At 43.7% G+C, this 24,510-nt stretch carries 16 protein-coding genes; 15 read left to right on the top strand and 1 reads right to left on the bottom strand.

All coding sequences use genetic code 11. From position 1 onward, the window contains the following. Positions 1–101 precede the first annotated feature (101 nt). The 8 genes from adcR (at position 102) to QM956_RS07645 (ending at position 11,686) form a co-directional block, all read left to right on the top strand. Positions 102–542, top strand: coding sequence for a zinc-dependent transcriptional regulator AdcR (adcR, locus tag QM956_RS07680; protein WP_001249308.1), 441 nt, complete (start codon positions 102–104; stop codon positions 540–542). Further along, the gene (locus tag QM956_RS07675; RefSeq protein ID WP_001269496.1) at positions 542–1,246 is read left to right on the top strand and encodes a metal ABC transporter ATP-binding protein; all 705 of its coding nucleotides are present in this window, start codon (positions 542–544) and stop codon (positions 1,244–1,246) included. The genes adcR and QM956_RS07675 overlap by 1 nt, the downstream gene beginning before the upstream one ends. Next, positions 1,239–2,045 (top strand): metal ABC transporter permease, encoded by an 807-nt coding sequence (locus tag QM956_RS07670; protein ID WP_045612455.1) that lies wholly within the window; start codon positions 1,239–1,241, stop codon positions 2,043–2,045. The genes QM956_RS07675 and QM956_RS07670 overlap by 8 nt, the downstream gene beginning before the upstream one ends. A 9-nt stretch (positions 2,046–2,054) precedes the next feature. Then, positions 2,055–3,560 (top strand): zinc ABC transporter substrate-binding lipoprotein AdcA, encoded by a 1,506-nt coding sequence (gene adcA, locus QM956_RS07665; RefSeq protein ID WP_049543207.1) that lies wholly within the window; start codon positions 2,055–2,057, stop codon positions 3,558–3,560. 284 nt (positions 3,561–3,844) lie between these two features. Continuing rightward, the gene (locus tag QM956_RS07660) at positions 3,845–4,996 is read left to right on the top strand and encodes an iron-containing alcohol dehydrogenase (RefSeq protein WP_023947338.1); all 1,152 of its coding nucleotides are present in this window, start codon (positions 3,845–3,847) and stop codon (positions 4,994–4,996) included. A 149-nt stretch (positions 4,997–5,145) separates the two neighbouring features. Then, positions 5,146–6,030 (top strand): SPFH domain-containing protein, encoded by an 885-nt coding sequence (locus tag QM956_RS07655; RefSeq protein WP_004235732.1) that lies wholly within the window; start codon positions 5,146–5,148, stop codon positions 6,028–6,030. Between the two features lie 183 nt (positions 6,031–6,213). Beyond that, positions 6,214–10,002, top strand: a complete 3,789-nt coding sequence (locus QM956_RS07650; protein WP_414302391.1) for a glycoside hydrolase family 2 TIM barrel-domain containing protein — start codon at positions 6,214–6,216, stop codon at positions 10,000–10,002. A gap of 1 nt (position 10,003) precedes the next feature. Then, positions 10,004–11,686, top strand: a complete 1,683-nt coding sequence (locus QM956_RS07645; protein ID WP_261019888.1) for an alpha-L-fucosidase — start codon at positions 10,004–10,006, stop codon at positions 11,684–11,686. A gap of 45 nt (positions 11,687–11,731) precedes the next feature. Here QM956_RS07645 and QM956_RS07640 read toward each other — a convergent pair whose 3' ends face one another. Next, positions 11,732–13,816, bottom strand: coding sequence for a GH92 family glycosyl hydrolase (locus QM956_RS07640; protein WP_261019889.1), 2,085 nt, complete (start codon positions 13,814–13,816; stop codon positions 11,732–11,734). 170 nt (positions 13,817–13,986) lie between these two features. Here QM956_RS07640 and QM956_RS07635 point away from each other — a divergent pair, with 170 nt between their 5' ends. The 7 genes from QM956_RS07635 to QM956_RS07605 all read left to right on the top strand — a co-directional run bounded on the left by QM956_RS07635 (position 13,987) and on the right by QM956_RS07605 (position 24,501). After that, a complete protein-coding gene (locus QM956_RS07635) occupies positions 13,987–15,267 on the top strand; it encodes a glycoside hydrolase family 125 protein (RefSeq protein ID WP_261019890.1) in 1,281 nt (426 codons plus the stop codon). A 98-nt stretch (positions 15,268–15,365) separates the two neighbouring features. Next, the gene (locus QM956_RS07630; protein WP_261022608.1) at positions 15,366–18,011 is read left to right on the top strand and encodes an alpha-mannosidase; all 2,646 of its coding nucleotides are present in this window, start codon (positions 15,366–15,368) and stop codon (positions 18,009–18,011) included. Between the two features lie 83 nt (positions 18,012–18,094). Beyond that, positions 18,095–18,964 carry an ROK family protein gene (locus QM956_RS07625; protein WP_261009213.1) on the top strand — a complete coding sequence of 290 codons (870 nt, stop codon included), beginning with the start codon at positions 18,095–18,097 and terminating at the stop codon, positions 18,962–18,964. Next, positions 18,958–20,838, top strand: coding sequence for a beta-N-acetylhexosaminidase (locus QM956_RS07620; RefSeq protein ID WP_414302390.1), 1,881 nt, complete (start codon positions 18,958–18,960; stop codon positions 20,836–20,838). Before QM956_RS07625 ends, QM956_RS07620 begins: the two co-directional genes overlap by 7 nt. A 208-nt stretch (positions 20,839–21,046) precedes the next feature. Beyond that, a complete protein-coding gene (locus tag QM956_RS07615) occupies positions 21,047–21,976 on the top strand; it encodes an ABC transporter permease (RefSeq protein ID WP_001032152.1) in 930 nt (309 codons plus the stop codon). Positions 21,977–21,989: 13 nt separating this feature from the next. Continuing rightward, positions 21,990–22,913, top strand: coding sequence for a carbohydrate ABC transporter permease (locus tag QM956_RS07610; protein WP_000818353.1), 924 nt, complete (start codon positions 21,990–21,992; stop codon positions 22,911–22,913). Between the two features lie 103 nt (positions 22,914–23,016). Beyond that, positions 23,017–24,501: an ABC transporter substrate-binding protein gene (locus tag QM956_RS07605; protein WP_000800391.1), complete on the top strand. Its 1,485-nt coding sequence runs from the start codon at positions 23,017–23,019 to the stop codon at positions 24,499–24,501. Positions 24,502–24,510 lie beyond the last annotated feature (9 nt).

Genomic DNA, 24,510 nt, shown 5'->3' with positions numbered 1-24,510 from the left:
CTCTTTTTTTGGTTGTGATATAATTAACCAGTAAATAATTTTTCAAAGAATAGTATTTTTCTCTTAAAATAAAGAGAAGTCCAAAAGGAAAGGAGTCAGATATGAGACAGCTAGCGAAGGATATCGATGCCTTTTTAAATGAGGTGATTTTGCAGGCGGAAAATCAGCATGAAATCCTAATAGGTCATTGTACTAGCGAGGTGGCCCTGACCAATACTCAGGAGCACATTCTCATGCTCTTGTCAGAGGAATCTTTAACAAATTCAGAGTTGGCCCGTCGCCTCAATGTCAGTCAGGCGGCAGTTACCAAGGCCATTAAGTCTTTGGTCAAGGAAGGAATGTTGGAAACATCTAAAGATCCTAAGGATGCGCGTGTGATTTTTTATCAGTTGACTGATTTGGCTCGTCCAATCGCTGAGGAGCACCATCATCACCATGAGCATACACTTTTAACCTATGAACAAGTGGCGACTCAGTTTACTCCAAATGAACAAAAAGTTATTCAGCGGTTTTTGACTGCTTTAGTAGGAGAAATCAAATAATGAGATATATTACGGTAGAGGATTTATCCTTCTATTATGATAAGGAGCCCGTTCTTGAACATATCAATTATAGTGTTGATAGTGGGGAATTTGTTACCTTGACAGGGGAAAATGGGGCGGCTAAGACGACACTGATCAAGGCCAGTCTTGGAATCCTCCAACCACGCATTGGTAAGGTAACCATTTCAAAGACAAATACGCAGGGTAAGAAATTGAGAATAGCTTACCTTCCTCAACAGATTGCCAGTTTTAACGCTGGTTTTCCAAGTACGGTTTATGAATTTGTCAAGTCGGGTCGCTATCCACGAAAGGGTTGGTTCCGTCGTTTGAATGCTCATGATGAGGAGCATATCAAGGCTAGTTTGGACTCAGTTGGTATGTGGGAACACCGAGACAAACGCTTGGGTTCTCTATCTGGAGGACAAAAGCAGCGAGCGGTGATTGCGCGCATGTTTGCTTCGGATCCAGATGTGTTTATTCTAGATGAGCCGACAACGGGGATGGATGCAGGAAGTAAAAATGAATTTTACGAACTCATGCACCACAGCGCCCATCATCATGGTAAGGCTGTTTTGATGATTACCCATGACCCTGAAGAAGTTAAGGACTATGCGGACCGCAATATCCATCTAGTCCGTAATCAAGACTCGCCATGGCGTTGTTTCAACGTTCATGAGAATGATCAGGAGGTAGGCCATGCTTAGTTTATTATCTTATGACTTTATGCAGCGTGCCTTTCTGGCCGTTATTGCTATGAGTCTTTTCTCGCCAGTATTGGGAACCTTCCTTATCTTGCGTCGTCAGAGTTTGATGAGTGATACCCTTAGCCACGTCTCGCTTTCGGGTGTAGCCTTTGGTCTGGTTCTGGGGATTTCTCCGACTATTTCTACTATTGCTATTGTCTTGATTGCGGCAGTCTTCCTGGAGTATCTCCGTACGGTTTACAAGAACTTTATGGAAATCGGGACAGCTATCCTCATGTCAACAGGTCTGGCTGTTTCTCTGATTGTCATGAGCAAGGGTAAAAGCTCGAGTTCTATGAGTTTGGACCAGTACCTTTTCGGCTCAATCGTGACTATTAGCGAAGAGCAGGTCATTTCCCTCTTTGTCATTGCGGCGGTTGTCTTGATTTTGACCTTCCTCTTCCTTCGTCCTATGTATATCCTGACCTTTGATGAGGATACGGCCTTTGTGGATGGCTTGCCAGTTCGTACCATGTCCATTCTTTTTAACATGGTGACGGGGGTGGCCATTGCCCTTATGATTCCAGCTGCGGGAGCTCTTCTGGTATCGACCATTATGGTCTTGCCAGCTAGTATTGCCCTGCGTCTGGGGAAAAACTTTAAATCGGTTATGCTGCTTGCCAGTGCTATTGGATTTTTGGGAATGGTAGCAGGACTTTACATTTCCTACTATGCAGAAACACCTGCAAGTGCAAGTATTACCATTATTTTTGTAACTGTCTTTTTACTCATTAGTTTAGTAAGACGTTTTATCAAATAGGAGATGAACATGAAAAAAATTAGCTTATTACTCGCCAGTCTATGTGCCTTGTTTTTAGTGGCTTGTTCCAATCAAAAGCAGGCAGATGGCAAACTAAATATTGTGACAACCTTTTACCCTGTCTATGAATTTACCAAGCAAGTCGCAGGAGATACGGCTAATGTAGAGCTCCTAATCGGTGCTGGTACAGAACCCCATGAATATGAACCGTCTGCCAAGGCAGTTGCCAAAATCCAAGATGCAGATACCTTCGTTTATGAAAATGAAAACATGGAAACATGGGTTCCTAAATTGCTAGATACCTTGGATAAGAAAAAGGTCAAAACCATCAAGGCGACAGGCGATATGTTGCTTTTGCCAGGTGGTGAGGAAGAAGAGGGAGACCATGACCATGGAGAAGAAGGCCATCACCATGAGTACGATCCCCATGTTTGGTTATCACCAGTTCGTGCCATTAAACTAGTAGAGCACATCCGTGACAGCTTGTCAGCAGATTATCCTGATAAAAAAGAGACTTTTGAGAAGAATGCAGCTGCCTATATCGAAAAATTACAAGCCTTGGATAAGGCTTATGCAGAAGGCTTGTCTCAAGCCAAACAAAAGAGCTTTGTAACGCAACACGCAGCCTTTAACTATCTCGCCTTGGACTATGGACTCAAACAAGTCGCTATCTCAGGACTTTCTCCAGATGCCGAGCCATCAGCTGCTCGTTTGGCAGAATTGACAGAGTACGTCAAGAAAAATAAAATTGCCTATATCTACTTTGAGGAAAATGCTTCACAAGCCCTTGCTAACACACTTTCAAAAGAGGCAGGTGTCAAAACAGATGTCCTCAATCCTTTAGAAAGTCTGACAGAAGAGGACACCAAGGCTGGAGAAAACTACATTTCCGTGATGGAGAAAAACCTCAAGGCTCTGAAACAAACAACGGACCAAGAAGGCCCAGCAATTGAGCCTGAAAAGGCAGAGGATACCAAGACAGTTCAAAATGGTTACTTTGAAGATGCAGATGTCAAGGACCGCACCTTGAGTGACTATGCAGGTAACTGGCAATCAGTTTATCCTTTCCTTGAAGATGGAACCTTTGACCAAGTCTTTGACTACAAGGCTAAGTTGACTGGTAAGATGACTCAGGCTGAGTACAAGGCCTACTATACAAAAGGCTATCAGACAGATGTGACTAAGATTAACATTACTGATAACACTATGGAATTTGTTCAAGGTGGACAAAGCAAGAAATATACTTACAAGTATGTTGGTAAGAAAATCTTGACTTACAAGAAAGGAAATCGTGGTGTGCGCTTCCTCTTTGAAGCCACAGATGCTGATGCTGGACAATTCAAGTATGTTCAGTTTAGTGACCACAATATCGCCCCAGTTAAGGCAGAACATTTCCATATCTTCTTTGGAGGCACAAGCCAAGAAGCCCTCTTTGAAGAAATGGATAACTGGCCAACCTACTACCCAGATAACCTATCTGGACAAGAAATCGCCCAAGAAATGTTGGCGCATTGATGAGAAACCGACTAGTTCATAGGAGCTAGTCGGTTTTTTGAAATAGGGGCTGATGTGTAGCCCATTTCATGTGTCGGCGGATAGCCTATAGCTGTTATCTTTGGTAGATGCAATTTTGTTTCAAGGAGCAGAGTGTCATATTTGAAAAGGATCTTATAAATAATAATCAAATTTCACTCCTTTTAAAAATGTTTGTTAGACATTTCACAAATGATTGAAAACGAATACAAAAAGTAATATAATGATGTTAAATATATAGCGCGAAGGCGCAGGAGGAAAATTATATGGCTACATTTTATGTTCCGGCAGTCAACCTTATTGGAAAAGGTGTTGTAAATGAAGTGGGTCCTTATATCAAGGAACTTGGCTATAAAAAGGCGCTTTTGGTGACAGATAAGTTCATCGAAGGAAGTGACATTTTGCCTAAGGTTTTAAAACCGCTAGATGCAGAAGGAATCGAATATGTCATCTTTAGCGATGTAGAGCCAAACCCTACTTGTAAGAATGTCACAGATGGGGTAGCTGCTTTGCAAGAACATGGCTGTGACTTTATCATCAGTCTTGGTGGTGGGTCTCCACAGGATGCAGCTAGTTGTATCTCTATCATGGCTACAAATGGTGGAAAACCACAGGATTATGAAGGGCTTCATAAGTCTGCTAAAAAAGGCTTGCCAGTTGTGGCTATCAATACAACGGCAGGAACTTCTGCAGAAATTACCATTAACTATGTGATTACTGATGAAGAACGCAAGGTTAAGATGGTAATGGTTGACAAGAATAGCCTTGCACTTATCTCTGTTAATGACCCTGAATTGATGATTTCAAAACCTCAAGCTTTGACTGCTGCTACTGGTATGGATGCTCTGACTCACGCTGTTGAAGCTCTGGTAACACCTGGTGCTTATGATGTGACCAAGAAATTATCTATCGGAGCAATTGAGCTTATCAAGGAATACCTTCCTCGTGCTGTAGCAAATGGACACGATATTGAAGCGCGTGAAGGTATGGTCAATGCCATCTTCCTTGGTGGTATGAGCTTTAACAATGCAGGTCTGGGCTATGTTCACTCAATGGCTCACCAACTCGGCGCAGTATATAACTTGCCACACGGTGTTTGTTGTGCCATGTTGCTACCAGTTATAGAACGTGAAAATGCTAAACGTGTACCAGAAGCTTTCCGTAATGTTGCCAAGGCCTTGGGACTTCATGTAGAAGGTAAATCAGATGAAGAGTGTGCCGATTATGCAATTGCTGAGATTGAGAAGCTTTCTGAGATAGTAGGCATTCCTAAGAAATTGACTGAACTTGGTATTGAAGAAAAAGATTTCGACTTTGAATACCTTTCTAAGAACGCCTTGATTGATGCCTGCGCACCAGGAAATCCATTCATGCCAACCTTAGAAGAAACGATTGAGTTTTATAAAGAGTTGTTTTAGCAAGAGATTAGACGACAATAGGACAATTCACCTCTAATTATTGACATTTCAGGAAAAATCGCAGTAAAAACTGCACATCCTTCTTTAAATGTGCTATAATACAGAAAAAAATAATGATGGAGGTCGTCGCGATGATAACAACATTTTTGATGATTTTTGTGGTGGTTTGTGTGCTCCTATTGGTGATAGTCACACTGAGTACAGTTTATGTGGTTCGTCAGCAGTCGGTGGCGATTATTGAACGCTTTGGGAAATACCAAAAGGTTGCCAATAGCGGTATTCATATTCGGTTGCCTTTTGGGATTGACTCGATTGCAGCGCGGATTCAGTTGCGCTTGTTGCAAAGTGATATTGTGGTTGAGACTAAGACCAAGGACAATGTGTTCGTTATGATGAATGTAGCGACTCAGTACCGTGTCAACGAGCAGAGCGTGACAGATGCCTACTATAAACTCATGCGTCCAGAATCTCAGATTAAATCTTATATCGAAGACGCTCTTCGCTCTTCTGTTCCAAAATTAACCTTGGATGAATTGTTTGAGAAAAAAGATGAGATTGCCCTTGAAGTTCAACACCAAGTAGCAGAAGAAATGACTACTTACGGCTACATTATCGTGAAAACCTTGATTACTAAGGTCGAACCAGATGCAGAAGTTAAGCAATCCATGAATGAAATCAATGCGGCGCAACGTAAGCGGGTCGCAGCGCAAGAATTGGCGGAAGCCGATAAGATTAAAATCGTCACTGCAGCTGAAGCCGAAGCAGAGAAAGACCGCCTTCATGGTGTGGGGATTGCCCAACAGCGTAAAGCGATTGTGGATGGATTGGCAGAGTCTATCACCGAACTCAAGGAAGCCAATGTTGGCATGACAGAAGAACAAATCATGTCCATCCTCTTGACCAACCAGTATTTGGATACCTTGAATACCTTTGCCTCTAAAGGAAATCAAACCATCTTTTTACCAAATACGCCAAATGGTGTGGATGATATTCGTACACAAATCTTGTCAGCTCTACGTGCTGAGAAGAAATAATAGACTAAAGAGCTTGGCAACAGGCTCTTTTTGCATTACCCTTGTAGCTTTGAGGAATAAATCCTCCTCTACAAATTATAGAATCTTTTCTGAGTATTTAGGGAGTGATGGAGGAAGTCTTGAAAGCGCTTTTGTTTTGTGCTATAGTCAACTATATCGATTCGTTTAAAGAGGAATGCTTGTATGAGAAGAGAAGAAGTTTTACGAAATCACTGGTTTTTTAACCAAGAGGTGGGGAAGGAAGAGGCCTTGGCGTCGGATTTTCAGAGGGAAAATTGGCAGGTTATTCAAGTGCCACATGACTGGAGTATTTACAATGATTTTGACCAGTATTCGCCAGCGCAAAATGAGGGTGGTCAGTTAAACGGGGGTCAGGCCTGGTATCGGACACAGTTTTACTTGGAAGAAGATGCCAGTCTTGTATCGGTGCGTTTGTTGTTTGACGGGGTTTACATGAATGCCCAAGTCTATATCAACGGGCAAGTGCTGGGTTATTATCCCAATGGCTACACACCTTTTTCTTATGATATCACGCCTTATCTAAGAAATGATGGGACGGCCAACCAGCTTGCGGTTTTTGTGGACAATCAGCAACCTAGCAGTCGTTGGTACTCGGGTAGCGGTATTTACCGAGAAGTAGAATTGTTGATTACAGATTTGGTGCATCTGGATTTATATGGGATTAAGATAGTAAGTCCCAAGCTCAAGGAGCAAAGACAATCGTGGGTGGAAACCCAGCTTGAAAGCAAGGTTTCAAATGATGGACCTCAGTCCGTGTCGGTGTATTTAGAACAGAGTATCTGGTATGATGGACAACAGCTGTCAGACTGGCAGGCAACAGACTCTCTAGTGATTGAGTCTGGGGACAAATATTCTTTCCAACAAGCCATATCAATTTTTCAACCCTTGCTTTGGGATATTGACCATCCCCACCTTTACCAATTGAAGACTCGTCTTTACAAAAATGGCATTTTGGTTAATGAAGAAGAGGAGACCTTTGGTTACCGCTATATGGATTGGCAATCGGATAAGGGTTTCTTTCTAAATGGTCGCTGGTTGAAGATTCATGGGGTTTGTCTGCACCATGACTATGGAGCGCTGGGAGCTGTGGAAAATAGGTCAGCTGCCGAGAGACGCTTGCGCCAGATGAAGGAAATGGGCGTCAATGCGATTCGGATCACGCATAATCCAGCTAGTAGTATTTTGCTGGATCTAGCTGCCAAAATGGGCCTACTCATCCAAGAAGAAGCCTTTGATACCTGGTATGGAGGTAAGAAAGAATATGATTATGGTCGCTTTTTTGAGGAAGAAGCGACTCATCCAGAAGCGAAAGCAGGCGATTTCTGGTCAGATTATGATTTGCGTACTATGATTGAGCGTGGCAAGAACAATCCAGCGATTTTTATGTGGTCCTTGGGAAATGAAGTCAGCGAAGCAAATGGTGATGCTCATTCATTGAAGACTATCAAACGCTTGCTAGAAAGGGTCAAGGAGGTTGATGATAGTCGTTTTGTGACCATGGGAATGGATCAATTCCGCTTTGGCGATGGTTCTGGAGGTCATGAAAAGATAGCCAATTTTCTGGATGTGGTGGGCTTAAATTACTCGGAAGATAATATTGATGCGATTCGCAAAAGACATCCCAAGTGGCGACTTTACGGCTCTGAAACCTCATCGGCTACCCGAACACGTGATAGCTATTTTCGTCCAGCTAAGGAATGGGTTGGAGATAATCGCCGCGTGCGGAATTTTGAACAGTCAGACTATGGCAATGATAGAGTTCCTTGGGGGAAGACGGCGACGGCTTCTTGGATAGCAGATCGAAATCGGCTAGACTATGCGGGTCAGTTTATCTGGACAGGAGTGGACTATATCGGTGAGCCGACTCCCTGGCACAATCAAAATGACACGCCTGTCAAGAGTTCCTATTTTGGGATTGTGGACACGGCAGGGATTCCTAAAAATGACTATTATCTCTATCAAAGTCAGTGGTTGGACCTAAATCAGCATCCCATGGTTCATATCCTGCCCCATTGGAATTGGGAAATCCACAAGAGTTATCAACAAGTTGTGGATAAGTATGGGGATATACCTGTTCGGGTGTATTCAAATGCTAGTTCGGTAGAGCTATTTCTCAATGGAAAATCTCAAGGTAGGAAGACTTTTCAGGAAAAATGGACTTCAGATGGCAGAAAATACCAAGAGGGAGAAGGTTCTGGCCAACTCTATCTCGAATGGCGTTTGCCTTATCAACCAGGAGAATTGCATGCTGTAGCCTATGACTGTCAAGGTCAGCTTGTGGCAGAAGATAGGGTGGTGACTGCAGGTAAGCTTGCTAAGATTGGGCTTCATGCCGAAAAAACACAACTTAAACCAGATGGACAAGACCTCCTTTATCTCTATTTTGATGTATTGGACAAGGATGGAAATTGGGTGCCGAGTGCTTCCAATCAGCTTCATTTTGAAATTGAAGGCCCTGCTCGCATTGTGGGTGTGGATAATGGTAGGCAGGCCAGTCGTGAACGTTACAAGGCTCAGAAAAATGGTCGTTTTAAGAGGAAAGCCTTTCATGGCAGAGGTGTACTTTTGGTTCAGAGCTTGGAGCAGGTAGGTCAAGTGAGAGTAAAGGCTAGTGGCAGAGGACTAGAGCCAGCAAGTTTTGATCTCTTAGTGGGAGAGGCTTTGGCTTGCCAGCCAGTGAAAAATCAGAGCTTATTTGAGATTCGAGTGGACAAGCAGGCAGGATTACAAGAAGGGGATTCCCCAGCCATTGGACTTTATCCACAAACTGTGGATAACCCTGTGAACAAGGTGGGGAATAGTGAAGTGATTTGGGAAACGAGTGGTAGTGCTCACGCCATTATCAAGCAGGGAGTACTTCATTGCTTGTCTGCAGGGGACTTGGCTATTCGCACCTTTTATCAAGGGAAGACCAATCAAATGCACTTGCAGGTCGCAGAAAATACCTCACTAGGGCAGGCACTTTCTGTACGACCACTTCGCTTGTATACAGCTAAGGGAACTTATCCACAGCTTCCATCTTCAGTTTTGGCGGACTATGAGTTCGGGGGTGCAAAACGAGTCAAGGTTGTTTGGGAAGCAATCTCGGAAGAAGATTTGGCAAGCTTTCATGAGTTTACGGTATCTGGTCAGCTAGAGGGTCTGGATTTAAAGGCTTCTGCTCAGGTTTGTGTCCAAGGGATTTGCGCTATTGAGCCTGAAAGGGTTTGGACGCTTGTCAAGGAAGCCCCACACTTACCAGACCGAGTCAAGCTAGTCTTATCAGATGGCAGACGAGATACGGCCAAGGTTACTTGGGACGAACTCAAGCCTCAAATCTATGCTCAGGTAGGAGAATGCGTTCTCACAGGGCGGGTAGCGGGCTGTGAGTTGCCAGCAACAGTCACCATTCATGTGACAGATGCCAGTGTAGATGGAGAAGTCATTTCCAATCAATGGACAGGGTCCAATCTGCCTCTGGTCTTTACTTCCCACTCAGAGCCGAATCACCCAGCCTCCTACCTCAATGACAAGGTCATTGCTCGGAAGAAATCGATAGCCAATACTTGGATTGTCAAGTCAGAGCAAGCCAGTGTGGGCATTCTTTTTGGAGATGCAGGGATTTTAAAACCGCGATTTGTGGATAACCTGACCTTGTATTATGTTGAAAATCAAGACTACATGGCGGTGGATCCTACCCATATCGATTATTATGTAGGGAATGAGCCTAGCTTGCCTCGGACTCCCAACCATTTGGATAAGGGTTCCTTGCTCAAACAAGAGAAGAATTGGCGCCCTGTATCAGCTATCCGAAAAGTTTCAAGCGACAAGGATGAGGAGTTTCGTTTTGAATTTGACAAGGTGAAAACTTATGCTGTTCGTCTTCGATTTGAAAACTTGGTAAACCCACTAGCGTTAACAGAATTGCAAGTGTATGCAAAAAAAGTAAAGAAAAATGTAGATAGGAAGTAGTATGGTAAGAGAAATAAAACCGCATGGACCTTTGCCTAGTCAGGTCCAGTTAGCTTATCTAGAGGATGAACTAGCAGCCTTTATCCATTTTGGACCCAATACCTTTTATGACCAGGAATGGGGGACAGGTCAGGAGGATCCTGAACGCTTTAACCCGACACAGTTAGACGCACGTGAGTGGGTTCGCGTGCTCAAGGAAACGGGCTTCAAAAAGTTGATTTTGGTGGTTAAGCACCACGATGGCTTTGTCCTCTATCCGACGGCTCATACAGATTATTCGGTCAAGAGCAGTCCTTGGAGGAGTGGAGAGGGGGACTTGCTCCTTGAAGTATCCCAAGCTGCTACAGAATTTGATATGGATATGGGGGTCTACCTGTCACCGTGGGATGCCCACAGCCCACTCTATCATGTGGACCGAGAAGCGGACTACAATGCCTATTATCTGGCTCAGCTGAAGGAAATCTTATCAAATCCTGCCTATGGCAATGGAGGGAAATTCGCTGAGGTCTGGATGGATGGTGCCAGAGGAGAGGGCGCTCAAAAGGTCAATTATGAATTTGAAAAATGGTTTGAAACCATTCGTGACCTGCAGGGAGATTGCTTGATTTTTTCAACAGAAGGCACTAGTATCCGCTGGATTGGCAATGAACGAGGGTATGCAGGTGATCCCCTATGGCAAAAGGTGAATCCTGACAAACTAGGAACAGAAGCAGAGCTGGACTATCTTCAGCACGGAGATCCCTCGGGCACGATTTTTTCAATCGGAGAGGCAGATGTTTCCATCCGGCCAGGTTGGTTTTACCATGAGGACCAGGATCCTAAGTCTCTTGAGGAGTTGGTCGAAATCTACTTTCACTCGGTGGGTCGGGGAACTCCACTTTTGCTCAATATTCCGCCGGATCAAGATGGGCTCTTTGATGCAAAGGATATTGAACGCCTCTATGAATTTGCGGCCTATCGCAATGAGCTCTATAAAGAAGATTTTGCTCTGGGAGCTAAGGTATCTGGTCCTGCTCTTTCCGCAGACTTTGCCTGTCACCACTTGACAGATGGCCTTAAGACCAGCTCTTGGGCAAGCGACGTAGGCTTGCCAATCCAGTTAGAACTTGAGTTAGGGTCACCTAAAACTTTTGATGTAATTGAGTTAAGAGAAGATTTGAAGCTAGGGCAACGAATCGCTGCTTTTCATGTACAAGTAGAGGTGGATGGTGTCTGGCAGGAATTTGGTAGGGGCTTTACAATTGGTCATAAGCGCCTCTTGCGAGGTTCGCTAGTAGAGGCGCAAAAGGTGCGCGTAATGATTACCGAGGCGCAATCTATGCCTGTATTGACCAAGATTTCCCTCTATAAAACTCCTAGGTTATCACAAAAAGTAGCTGTTCAGGGACTAGCATTTGCAGAAAAAAGTTTAGCTGTAGCAAAGGGAGAGACTCTTCATTTTAGGATTGAACGTAGCGAAAGTAGTATTCCTTTGGAGGCTAAGATTTCTATTCAACCGGGGACAGGTGTCCATGGTGTTGCCTATCAGGACGAGATTCAAGTCCTTCAATTTCAAGTGGGGGAATGCAAAAAAGATTTGCATCTACCAACCCTGTATTTTGCTGCTGATAAGACCTTGGATTTCTATCTCAATTTGACTGTTGATGGACAGTTGGTTGATCAACTTCAAGTACAAGTTTCATAAAATAAAAGAGCCTTTGCACGATACAAAGGTTCTTTTGTCTACTAGCTAGTGACTTGGCAACCAGCTAAGTGTAAAGGTTAGTTGCTCAGCTTTTAGGAGGTCTTGGTGTTGAATAGTTGATACTAAAGTTGTGTCCAGTCGGCATTCTTTGACAAAGTTGAAGTGGCTGTGGTTTTGCTCAGTATGAATATCTAGCCATTTATTTTCTTTAGCTAGGTAGATACGGAGGTGATTAAAGAGAGGGATTCCGAGATCATAGCTTGGTTTTCCTGGACAGGTCGGATAAAATCCGAGAGCTGACCAGATGTACCAGGCCGAGAGACTACCATTGTCTTCATCGCCAGGATAGGCTTCCCAACTTGAGTGAAAGGCCTTCTGACGGAGAGTCTTGATAAGAAGGGCAGTGTAGTCAGGGTAGTTGCTGTAACGGAATAGATAAGGAATGTGGAAGCTCGGTTGATTAGAAATGGCGAGTTGCCCAAAAGGAGCAGTAGCCATTTCGCTCATTTCGTGAATCTCGTAACCATAGCCTGTTGTTTCAAAGAGGGGAGCATCTTGACAGGTTTTCAAAAGATAGTTGCTGAAGGCTTCTTTTCCACCCATAAGTTGGATTAAGTCTGGGATGTCATGGAGGACACCTAAAGTTGCTTGGATGGCAGAGCATTCGGCATAGTCGCGTCCCCAATTATAAGGAGAGAAGTCAGGGCGGAAGTTTCCTTGACCATCACGCGCTCGCATGTAACCTGTCTCAGCATCAAATAGATGGCGGTAATTTTGTGAAGCAGCTTTGTAGTTTTCAGCGATTTTTATTTTCCCTAGTTTTTTGGCACAGCTGGCGATACAAAAGTCGCTATAGGCATAGTCAAGGGTGTGACTGACACTTTCGTGGTGGTCGGTAGAGAGGTAGCCCAGTTCTTGGTATTGGGCTAGTCCGTGACGACCATTGATGCCGAGAGAGTCGGCTTTGCTGGCTGTTTCAAGCATGGCTTGGAGGAATTCTTCTTCTAGGTCGGGGGCCATGTCCTTGCAGGCGCTATCGGCGATAATGCCATCTAGCAGGGTACCAGGCATCATACCCCGTTCATCTGGAGCTAGCCATTTTGGAAGGAAACCAGTATCGCGGTAGCTATTGAGAAAACCTTCTAAAAAGAGACGATAATGCTCTGGTATGATAAGGGCAAAGAGGGGGAAGGTGGTGCGGAAGGTGTCCCAGAAGCCATTGTTGCTGAAGAGGACACCAGGCTTGACAGTTCCAGTAGCCAAATCTATGTGGATGGCTTGTCCTGATTCATCAACCTCATAAAAAGTCTGAGGAAAGAGGAAGAGTCTGTAGAGACAGTGATCAAAGAAGGTCCGGTCAGCCTCTCCTGTCTTTATAACATCAAAACGATGGAGGAGATTTTCCCAGTCCGCTTGTGCATTTGTTTTACAGTTATCAAAATCTTCTTGAGGTAGATTAAGCAGAGCCTGAGAGTGCGAGATGAAAGAAGTCGCTAGCTGAATTTCAGCATGACTATCTGCTAAGTCAATTCGCCAGTCTCCACCTTCTTGGTTGATAGCAAGGATATCCGTATTCATTTGCAGGGTAGTGAACAGTATCAGTGGATTTTTGTTGGTTTCAGTTTTACCTTCTTGTCGCAGGGCAAGAATTCGCTTATCTACTTGCTCCACGGTCAGTTCATCTGCTGCGTGAAGATATAGAGAGAGGGCTTTGCCTTGCTTTTGTTCCAAACGAATAGAAGCACCATAGCAAGTCGGTGTGAGCTGGCTTTCAATCTGATAGCGCAGGGAGAAAATTTTCAGATAATGAGGTTGGAAAGAAGCTTTTTCGATATCATAGGAAGACTGGCGGTGAAAGAGGCTGTCTCCACCCAGTTGACCTGTGACAGGTGTCAGAAGGATCCAAGAGTAGTCCCCAATCCAAGGACTTGGTTGGTGGGTTAGTCGAATCCCCTGAAAGATAGGCAGATGCGGATCGAAAAACCAAGAGCCCTCCTGGTCACTGGTCTGGGGTACAAAGTAATTCATCCCAAAAGGCACGCCTGTGTATGGCAGGGTATTTCCCCGAGAAAAGGCATGCTTGCTGGCAGTTCCAAATCGGGTATCGATAGTTTCAAGTAGTGGTTTCATAGTCTTTCCTTTAGCTGTTTTTCTACATTATATCAGAAAAATATAACCTATAGAAAAGGAGTTTCAAAGATAACTATTTTGTAGAAAAATGACTATCATTTGTGTATGTATTTTCTGTCTCAAAAGCTATATACTGAAAATGAAACTTGTTTGAAAGAGGATACTGCACGATGATTTATTCAAAAGAAATTGTTAGAGAATGGCTAGATGAAGTGGCAGAGCGGGCTAAGGACCATCCAGAGTGGGTGGATGTTTTCGAGCGTTGCTACACAGACACCTTGGACAATACGGTTGCAATTCTAGAAGATGGTTCAACTTTTGTCTTGACTGGGGATATTCCTGCCATGTGGCTTCGGGATTCGACAGCCCAACTCAGACCCTACCTGCATGTGGCTAAAAGAGATGACCTCCTGCGTCAGACCATTGCAGGTTTGGTTAAACGTCAGATGACCTTGATTCTCAAGGATCCATATGCCAACTCTTTTAACATTGAGGAAAACTGGAAGGGGCACCACGAGACAGACCATACCGACCTTAATGGCTGGATTTGGGAACGTAAGTACGAGGTGGACTCGCTTTGCTATCCTTTGCAGTTGGCTTATCTCCTCTGGAAAGAGACTGGCGAGACTAGTCAGTTTGATGAGACTTTTGTCGCAGCTACTAAGGAAATTCTTCATCTGTGGACGGTAGAACAAGACCACAAGAACTCTCCTTATCGTTTTGTCCGAGATACGGACCGTAAGGAAGATACGCTGGTAAATGATGGCTTTGGCCCTGATTTTGCAGTGACAGGTATGACTTGGTCAGCCTTTCGTCCGAGTGATGATTGCTGTCAGTATAGTTACTTGATTCCGTCCAATATGTTTGCTGTAGTAGTCTTGGGTTATGTGCAAGAAATCTTTGCAGAATTGAATCTAGCTGATAGCGAGAGCATTATTGCTGATGCTAAGCCCCTCCAGTCTGAAATCCAAGAAGGAATCGAAAACTATGCTTATACCACCAACAGCAAGGGCGAAAAGATTTATGCCTTTGAAGTGGATGGTCTAGGAAATGCCAGCATCATGGATGATCCAAACGTACCAAGTTTGTTGGCTGCACCTTATCTGGGCTACTGCGATATTGACGACGAAGTCTATCAAGCAACTCGTCGTACCATTCTGAGCCCTGAAAATTCATACTTCTACCAAGGAGAATACGCTAGCGGTCTCGGAAGTTCTCATACCTTCTATCGCTATATCTGGCCAATCGCCCTTTCTATCCAAGGCTTGACAACAAGAGATAAGGCAGAGAAGAAATTCTTGCTGGACCAGCTGGTTGCTTGCGATGGTGGTACAGGAGTCATGCACGAAAGCTTCCACGTGGACGACCCAACTCTCTACTCACGTGAATGGTTCTCTTGGGCTAACATGATGTTCTGTGAGTTGGTCTTGGATTACTTGGATATTCGCTAAGGAACACGCTTTAGCGCAACTGATTCTTGGAAAGAATCACAAATTTACATTTAAAACGTTAACAATAAAAATTTAAATTTAGAATGAGGTTTTACTTCATGGAAAATGTTGTCGTACATATTATCTCACATAGTCACTGGGACCGTGAGTGGTACTTGCCTTTTGAAAGCCACCGTATGCAGTTGGTGGAATTATTTGACAATCTCTTTGATCTCTTTGAAAATGACCCTGAGTTCAAGAGCTTCCACTTGGATGGTCAAACCATTGTCCTGGATGACTACTTGGAGATTCGCCCTGAAAATCGCGACAAAGTCCAACGTTACATCGACGAAGGCAAACTTAAAATTGGTCCTTTTTACATCTTGCAAGATGACTACTTGATTTCAAGTGAAGCCAATGTCCGCAATACCTTGATTGGTCAGCAAGAAGCTGCAAAATGGGGCAAATCAACCCAGATTGGTTACTTCCCAGATACTTTTGGAAATATGGGACAAGCTCCTCAAATCCTTCAAAAATCAGGCATTCACGTGGCAGCCTTTGGTCGTGGTGTGAAACCGATTGGATTTGACAACCAAGTTCTCGAAGATGAGCAGTTTACTTCCCAGTTTTCAGAAATGTACTGGCAGGGTGCGGACGGAAGTCGTGTCCTCGGTATCCTCTTTGCCAACTGGTACAGTAATGGGAATGAAATTCCAGTTGATAAAGACGAGGCCTTGACCTTCTGGAAACAAAAACTGGCAGACGTGCGTGACTACGCTTCGACCAACCAGTGGTTGATGATGAACGGCTGTGACCACCAGCCTGTCCAGAAAAATTTGAGTGAAGCCATTCGTGTGGCAAATGAACTCTTCCCAGATGTGACCTTTGTTCATAGTTCTTTTGATGAATATGTCCAAGCCGTGGAAAGTGCCCTACCAGAGCAATTATCCACGGTTACAGGTGAGTTGACCAGTCAGGAAACAGACGGCTGGTACACACTTGCCAACACTTCTTCATCTCGTATTTATCTCAAACAAGCCTTCCAAGAAAATAGCAACCTCCTAGAGCAAGTTGTAGAACCCTTGACGATTATCACTGGGGGTCATAACCACAAGGACCAGTTGACCTATGCTTGGAAAACACTTTTGCAAAATGCGCCGCATGATAGTATCTGTGGCTGTAGCGTGGACGAAGTTCACCGTGAGATGGAGACACGTTTTGCCAAGGTCCATCAAGTCGGAAACTTTGTTAAGAGCAATCTTCTTAACGAATGGAAGGGTAAAATCGCTACAGCTAAGGCTCAAAGTGATTATCTCTTTACTGTCATTAACACAGGCTTGCATGATAAGGTCGATACTGTCAGCACAGTGATTGATGTGGCGACTTGTGATTTTAAGGAATTGCACCCAACAGAAGGTTACAAGAAGATGGCTGGTCTTACCTTGCCAAGCCACCGTGTGGAGGATTTGGATGGTCGTCCTGTAGAGGCTAAAATCGAAGACCTCGGAGCTAATTTTGAGTACGATTTACCAAAAGACAAGTTCCGCCAAGCTCGTATCGCTCGACAAGTGCGCGTGACCATTCCAGTTCACCTAGCGCCGCTTTCTTGGACAACTTTCCAATTGCTGGAAGGAGAACAAGAACACCGCGACGGTATTTACCAAAACGGAGTGATTGATACCCCATTTGTAACGGTGAGTGTGGATGACACTATCACAGTTTATGACAAGACAACTCACGAAGCCTATGAAGACTTTATCCGCTTCGAAGACCGTGGAGACATCGGAAACGAGTATATCTATTTCCAACCAAAAGGAACAGAGCCAATCTATGCAGAGCTTAAGGGCTACGAGGTCTTGGAAAACACAGCTCGCTACGCTAAGATTTTGCTCAAACATGAATTGACTGTGCCTGTCAGTGCAGATGAAAAGCTAGAAGAAGAGCAAAAAGGCATCATCGAGTTTATGAAGCGTGAAGCTGGACGTTCAGAAGAGTTAACAAGTATTCCTCTGGAAACTGAGATGACTGTCTTCGTTGATAATCCACAAATCCGTTGCAAGACTCGCTTTACTAACACTGCCAAAGACCACCGTATACGTCTCTTGGTCAAGACTCATAACACGCGTCCAAGCAATGATTCTGAAAGCATCTATGAGGTGGTGACACGACCAAACAAACCAGCTGCTTCATGGGAAAATCCTGAAAATCCTCAACACCAACAAGCCTTTGTCAGTCTGTATGACGATGAAAAGGGTGTAACTGTATCCAACAAGGGATTGAATGAATACGAAATCCTTGGAGACGACACCATTGCAGTGACTATTTTGCGTGCATCAGGTGAGCTAGGTGACTGGGGTTACTTCCCAACACCAGAAGCACAATGCTTGCGTGAGTTTGAAGTCGAGTTTGCGCTTGAATGCCACCAAGCCCAAGAACGCTTTTCAGCCTATCGTCGTGCTAAAGCCTTGCAGACACCGTTTACCAGCCTTCAGCTTGCTAGACAAGAAGGAAGCGTGGCTGCGACTGGTAGCCTCTTGAGCCATTCTGTTCTCAGCATACCGCAAATCTGCCCAACAGCCTTTAAGGTAGCTGAAAATGAAGAAGGCTATGTTCTTCGTTATTACAATATGTGTAGTGAAAATGTACGTGTACCGGAAAGTCAACATCTCTTCCTTGACCTACTTGAACGACCATACCCAGTTCATAGAGGACTCATTTCACCACAAGAGATTCGTACAGAATTCCTCAAAAAAGAAGAAATTTAATTTCAAAAAGTAAACATAAAAAGAAAGGAGGGGCGAAAAAGTAAGGACTAACTGCTGATTCGCCCCTTTTTATGGTAAAAACAATGACCATTGCAACGATTGATATCGGAGGGACTGGAATTAAGTTTGCCAGTCTGACTCCTGATGGGAAAATACTGGATAAGACAAGCATTCCAACGCCAGAAAGTTTGGAAGATTTACTAGCTTGGCTAGACCAGCGATTGTCAGAACAGGATTACAGCGGGATTGCTATGAGCGTTCCAGGTGCGGTCAATCAAGAAACAGGTGTGATTGATGGCTTCAGTGCTGTCCCTTATATCCACGGCTTTTCTTGGTATGAGGCGCTTAGCTCTTATCAGATTCCTGTCCATCTAGAAAATGATGCCAACTGTGTTGGACTTAGTGAACTGCTAGCTCATCCAGAGCTTGAAAATGCAGCCTGTGTCGTGATTGGGACAGGGATTGGCGGAGCCATGATTATCAATGGCAGACTTCACCGAGGTCGCCACGGCTTGGGTGGAGAATTTGGCTACATGACAACCCTTGCCCCTGCTGAAAAACTCAACAACTGGTCGCAACTAGCGTCAACTGGGAATATGGTACGATACGTGATTGAAAAGTCTGGTCAGACTGATTGGGACGGTCGCAAGATTTACCAAGAGGCCGCAGCTGGCAATGCTCTTTGCCAAGAAGCCATTGAGCGCATGAACCGCAATCTGGCGCAAGGCTTGCTCAATATCCAATATCTCATCGACCCAGATGTCATCAGTCTGGGAGGCTCTATCAGTCAAAATCCAGATTTTATCCAAGGTGTCAAGAAGGCTGTTGATAACTTTGTAGAGACCTACGAAGAATACACGGTCGCACCTGTCATCCAAGCCTGCACCTATCATGCAGATGCCAATCTCTACGGTGCCCTTGTCAACTGGCTACAGGAGGAAAATCAATGGTAAGATTTACAGGACTTAGTTCCAAGCAAACTACAGCTATAGACTTGCTGACAAAGCACATCTCTTTACCAGATGTGGAAGTATCTGTCGCTCAGTCTGACCAAGCCTCTATCTCTATCAAGGGTGAGGATGGTCACTATCAATTGACCTACCGCAAACCTCACCAACTCTATCGTGCCTTGTCCTTGTTGGCAACGGCTCTAGTAGAAGCTGACAAAATAGAGATTGAGGAGCAGGCGGCTTATGAAGATTTAGCCTACATGGCTGACTGTTCTCGAAATGCGGTGCTGAATGTGGCTTCTGCCAAGCACATGATTGAGGTCTTGGCTCTCATGGGCTACTCAACCTTTGAGCTCTACATGGAAGACACCTACCAGATTGAGGGACAACCTTACTTTGGTTATTTCCGCGGGGCTTATTCGGCTAAGGAGTTGCAGGAAATCGAAGCCTACGCCCAACAGTTTGACATGACTTTTGTTCCTTGTATTCAGACCTTGGCCCACTTGTCAGCCTTTGTTAAATGGGGTGTCAAGGAAGTGCAGGAGCTCCGTGATGTAGAGGACATTCTCCTTATCGGCGAAGAAAAGGTTTATAATCTGATTGATGGCATGTTTGCTACTCTATCTAAACTGAAGACTCGCAAGGTCAATATTGGGATGGACGAAGCCCACTTGGTTGGTTTGGGACGCTACTTGATTCTGAACGGTGTTGTGGATCGTAGTCTCCTCATGTGCCAACACTTGGAGCGCGTACTGGATATTGCTGACAAATATGGTTTCCACTGCCAGATGTGGAGCGATATGTTCTTTAAACTTATGTCAGCAGATGGTCAGTACGACCGTGACGTGGAAATTCCAGAGGAAACGCGAGTCTACCTAGACCGTCTCAAAGACCGTGTGACCTTGGTTTACTGGGATTATTACCAGGATAGCGAAGAAAAGTACAATCGTAATTTCCGCAATCACCACAAGATTAGCCACGACCTTGCCTTTGCAGGGGGAGCTTGGAAGTGGATTGGTTTCACACCTAACAACCATTTCAGCCGTCTCATCGCTCTTGAAGCCAATAAAGCCTGTCGTGCCAATGACATCAAAGAAGTTATCGTGACAGGTTGGGGGGACAATGGTGGGGAAACAGCCCAGTTCTCTATCTTACCAAGCTTGCAAATCTGGGCAGAACTCAGCTACCGCAATAACCTAGACCGTTTGTCTGCTCGCTTCAAGACCAATACAGGCCTATCAGTTGAGGACTTTATGCAGATTGACCTAGCCAACCTCTTGCCAGACTTGCCGAACAATCTCAGTGGCATCAATCCCAACCGCTATGTCTTTTATCAGGATGTTCTCTGTCCGATCCTTGACCGACACATGACACCTGAACAAGACAAGCCCCACTTCGCTCAGTCTGCTGAGACGCTTGCTGGCATTAAAGAAAAAGCTGGCAACTATGCCTACCTCTTTGAAACTCAGGCCCAGTTGAATTCCATTTTAAGTAGCAAAGTCGATGTGGGACGGCGCATTCGTCAGGCTTATCAAGCGGATGATAAAGAAAGCCTGCAAGAAATCGCCAGACAAGAATTACCAGAACTCAGAAGCCAAATTGAAGACTTCCATGCCCTCTTTAGCTACCAATGGCTGAAAGAAAACAAGGTCTTTGGCTTGGATACGGTCGATATCCGCATGGGCGGACTCTTGCAACGCATTAAGCGAGCAGAAAGCCGTATCGAGGCTTATCTGGCTGGTCAGATTGACCGCATCGACGAGCTAGAAGTGGAAATCTTACCATTTACAGACTTCTACGCAGACAAGGACTTCGCAGCCACAACAGCCAACCAGTGGCATACTATTGCGACAGCTTCAACCATCTACACGACCTAAAACAAGAACATTGTGTCTTATGAAGAGTGTTTCTCGTGAAACATCCCTTTCTTAAAAAAGTACTCCACATAAAATAATTTGTGGAGTTTTTTCTATAATTAGTAGTTTAACCTAACCTTCAAATAGGAGTATACTAATAATGTAATCGTTATCAAAAATCTAAAAAGGAATTTTTAGATGGATATCAAAATAAAAAAGGGAGGAAATTATGAATAAGTTTTCAAAAACCTTGAGAGACAACTGGATCTTTCTCTTAATGGTTTTGCCAGGGGCACTCTGGTTGATTCTATTCTTCTACATTCCAGTATTTGGAAACGTGGTTGCCTTTAAAGACTACCACATGACCAGTAATGGATTTATAGATAGTATCGTGAATAGTAAATGGGTCGGACTCGATAATTTCAGATTCTTGTTTAGTTCAAAAGACGCCTTTATTATCACACGAAATACTGTACTCTACAATCTCGGCTTTATCTTTATTGGCTTGATTGTATCAGTAGGGATTGCCATCATCCTCAGTGAACTCCGTTCTAAGAGAATGGTTAAGATCTTCCAAACTTCCATGTTGTTCCCTTACTTCTTGTCTTGGGTTATCATCAGTTTCTTTACAGATGCCTTCCTAAATATTGATAAAGGGGTCTTCAATCATTTCCTAGAGTCTATCGGAATGAAGGAAATCAATTTCTACGCTGATTTGGGCATCTGGCCATACCTTCTCCTTTTCCTAGGTATTTGGAAAGGCTTTGGATATAGCAGTGTCATGTACTATGCGACAATCATGGGAATTGATCCAACCTACTACGAAGCAGCAACAGTAGACGGGGCTAGCAAATGGCAACGAATTCGCAATGTAACTATTCCGCAGTTGACACCATTGGTAACCGTATTGACCATCCTTGCAGTCGGAAATATCTTCCGTGCAGACTTTGGTCTTTTCTACCAAATTCCCCACAATGCTGGTCAGCTTTATAACGTAACCAACGTCTTGGACGTATATGTTTATAATGGTTTGACTCAGACAGCGGATATCGGGATGGCTTCAGCAGCAGGTCTCTACCAATCAGTAGTCGGCTTGATTCTGGTTATCCTATCAAACTTACTTGCAAGACGAGTTGATCCAAACTCAGCCTTGTTCTAGAAAGGAGGAGAATATGGCAGAAAAGAAAATTAAAAAAGAAAAAATTGATAATGTCGGCATTCACTCCTTCAGTAAGAAAGCAGATATCTTCTTTAGTACCATTTCTGGTTTGGTTGCCCTCTCTTGTATCCTACCCTTTGTATTCGTTATCGTTATTTCGGTGACAGATGAAAAGAGTATCCTCCAAAATGGATATAGCTTCTTCCCATCTCAATTTGGCTTAGACGGTTTTGAGTTTTTGGCACAGTTTAAGGATAAAATCCTCCAAGCCCTCTTCATCTCAGTCTTTGTAACAGTGGTGGGGACTATCACAAACGTTTTTATCACAACAACTTATGCCTACGCTATTTCACGGACAACCTTTAAGTATCGCAGATTCTTTACGATTTTTGCCCTTCTTAGTATGTTGTTCAACGCTGGTTTGGTACCGGGCTATATCGTGGTAACTCGTTTACTTCAACTTGGTGATACAGTTTGGGCTTTGATTGTTCCAATGCTTCTCTCACCATTTAACATCATCTTGATGCGTTCCTTCTTCAAGAAGACCATTCCAGAAGCTATTCTAGAATCCGCTCGTATTGATGGTGCTAGTGAGGCCCGGATCTTCTTCCAAATCTGTTTGCCATTGTCACTACCAGGTATTGCAACCATCACGCTCTTGACAGCTCTTGGTTTCTGGAATGACTGGTTCAATGCCCTTCTTTACATCAAGAGTGACAACTTGTATCCATTGCAATATTTGCTCATGCAAATCCAACAAAATATGGATTACATCGCCAAAGCAGTCGGCCTATCTGGTCAACTGGGAGTTGCTCTTCCAAAAGAAACAGGTCGTATGGCCATGGTTGTGGTCGCAACCCTTCCAATCGCGATTTTGTATCCATTCTTCCAACGCTACTTTGTAAAAGGTTTGACTATCGGTGGTGTGAAAGAATAGTACTTGTCGAGAAAAATCATTTCTCATTTCCAAACTTCCCTTGCGTGAAGTTAAGATCATTATATTGTTTATAAGTTTAAAAATAAAAAAAGGAGTTTTTGTCATGAAAAACTGGAAAAAATATGCTTTTGCATCTGCTAGCGTAGTCGCTTTGGCTGCTGGTCTCGCTGCTTGTGGAAACCTTTCAGGTAACAGTAAAAAAGCTGCTGACTCAGCTTCAGGTGAAAAAACTGTTATCAAAATGTACCAAATCGGTGACAAACCAGATAACTTAGATGAATTGCTAGAAAATGCTAACAAAATCATCGGTGAAAAAGTTGGTGCTAAATTGGATATCCAATATCTTGGATGGGGTGACTATGATAAGAAAATGTCAGTTATCACATCATCTGGTGAAAACTACGATATCGCCTTTGCATCTAACTATGTTGTAAATGCTCAAAAAGGTGCCTATGCTGACTTGACTGACTTGTATAAGAAAGAAGGGGCAGAGCTTTATAAAGCACTTGACCCAGCTTACATCAAAGGTAACAGCATTAACGGTAAAATTTACGCAGTTCCAGTTGCAGCCAACGTTGCATCATCTCAAAACTTCGCTTTCAACGGAACTCTTCTTGCTAAATACGGTATCGATATTTCAGGTGTCACTTCATATGAAACACTTGAACCAGTCTTGAAACAAATCAAAGAAAAAGCTCCAGATGTAGTGCCATTTGCGGTTACTAAGAACTTCATCCCATCTGATAACTTTGACTACCCAGTTCCAAACGGACTTCCATTCGTTATCGACCTTGAAGGGGACACTACTAAGATCGTAAACCGTTACGAAGTGCCTCGCTTTAAAGAACACTTGAAGACTCTTCACAAATTCTATGAAGCTGGATACATTCCAAAAGACGTAGCAACAAGCGATACTTCATTTGACCTTCAACAAGATACTTGGTTCGTTCGTGAAGAAACAGTAGGACCAGCTGACTACGGTAACAGCTTGCTTTCACGTGTTGCGAACAAAGATATCCAAATCAAACCAATCACTAACTTCATCAAGAAAAACCAAACAACACAAGTTGCTAACTTTGTTATCTCAAACAACTCTAAGAACAAAGAAAAATCAATGGAAGTGTTGAACCTCTTGAACACTAACCCAGAACTCTTGAATGGTCTTGTTTATGGTCCAGAAGGCAAGAACTGGGAAAAAATTCCAGGTAAAGAAAACCGTGTTAAAGTCCTTGATGGCTACAAAGGAAACACTCACATGGGTGGATGGAACACTGGTAACAACTGGATCCTTTACATCAACGAAAACGTTACAGACCAACAAATCGAAGATTCTAAGAAACAGTTGGCTGAAGCTAAAGAATCTCCAGCACTTGGATTCATCTTTAACACTGACAATGTGAAATCTGAAATCTCAGCAATCTCTAACACAATGCAACAATTCGATACAGCTATCAACACTGGTACTGTAGACCCAGATAAAGCTATTCCAGAATTGATGGAAAAATTGAAATCTGAAGGTGCCTACGATAAAGTATTGAACGAAATGCAAAAACAATACGATGAATTCTTGAAAAACAAAAAATCATAAGATCAATTG

This window comes from Streptococcus mitis, assembly GCF_047460035.1.
GTDB lineage: Bacteria > Bacillota > Bacilli > Lactobacillales > Streptococcaceae > Streptococcus > Streptococcus mitis_DW.
This window is presented reverse-complemented; position numbering and strand designations above follow the sequence as displayed.

Coding starts and splice junctions, on each gene's coding strand:
- adcR (WP_001249308.1), top strand. CDS start 102: ATGAGACAGCTAGCGAAGGATATCGATGCCTTTTTAAATGAGGTGATT.
- QM956_RS07675 (WP_001269496.1), top strand. CDS start 542: ATGAGATATATTACGGTAGAGGATTTATCCTTCTATTATGATAAGGAG.
- QM956_RS07670 (WP_045612455.1), top strand. CDS start 1,239: ATGCTTAGTTTATTATCTTATGACTTTATGCAGCGTGCCTTTCTGGCC.
- adcA (WP_049543207.1), top strand. CDS start 2,055: ATGAAAAAAATTAGCTTATTACTCGCCAGTCTATGTGCCTTGTTTTTA.
- QM956_RS07660 (WP_023947338.1), top strand. CDS start 3,845: ATGGCTACATTTTATGTTCCGGCAGTCAACCTTATTGGAAAAGGTGTT.
- QM956_RS07655 (WP_004235732.1), top strand. CDS start 5,146: ATGATTTTTGTGGTGGTTTGTGTGCTCCTATTGGTGATAGTCACACTG.
- QM956_RS07650 (WP_414302391.1), top strand. CDS start 6,214: ATGAGAAGAGAAGAAGTTTTACGAAATCACTGGTTTTTTAACCAAGAG.
- QM956_RS07645 (WP_261019888.1), top strand. CDS start 10,004: ATGGTAAGAGAAATAAAACCGCATGGACCTTTGCCTAGTCAGGTCCAG.
- QM956_RS07640 (WP_261019889.1), bottom strand. CDS start 13,816: ATGAAACCACTACTTGAAACTATCGATACCCGATTTGGAACTGCCAGC.
- QM956_RS07635 (WP_261019890.1), top strand. CDS start 13,987: ATGATTTATTCAAAAGAAATTGTTAGAGAATGGCTAGATGAAGTGGCA.
- QM956_RS07630 (WP_261022608.1), top strand. CDS start 15,366: ATGGAAAATGTTGTCGTACATATTATCTCACATAGTCACTGGGACCGT.
- QM956_RS07625 (WP_261009213.1), top strand. CDS start 18,095: ATGACCATTGCAACGATTGATATCGGAGGGACTGGAATTAAGTTTGCC.
- QM956_RS07620 (WP_414302390.1), top strand. CDS start 18,958: ATGGTAAGATTTACAGGACTTAGTTCCAAGCAAACTACAGCTATAGAC.
- QM956_RS07615 (WP_001032152.1), top strand. CDS start 21,047: ATGAATAAGTTTTCAAAAACCTTGAGAGACAACTGGATCTTTCTCTTA.
- QM956_RS07610 (WP_000818353.1), top strand. CDS start 21,990: ATGGCAGAAAAGAAAATTAAAAAAGAAAAAATTGATAATGTCGGCATT.
- QM956_RS07605 (WP_000800391.1), top strand. CDS start 23,017: ATGAAAAACTGGAAAAAATATGCTTTTGCATCTGCTAGCGTAGTCGCT.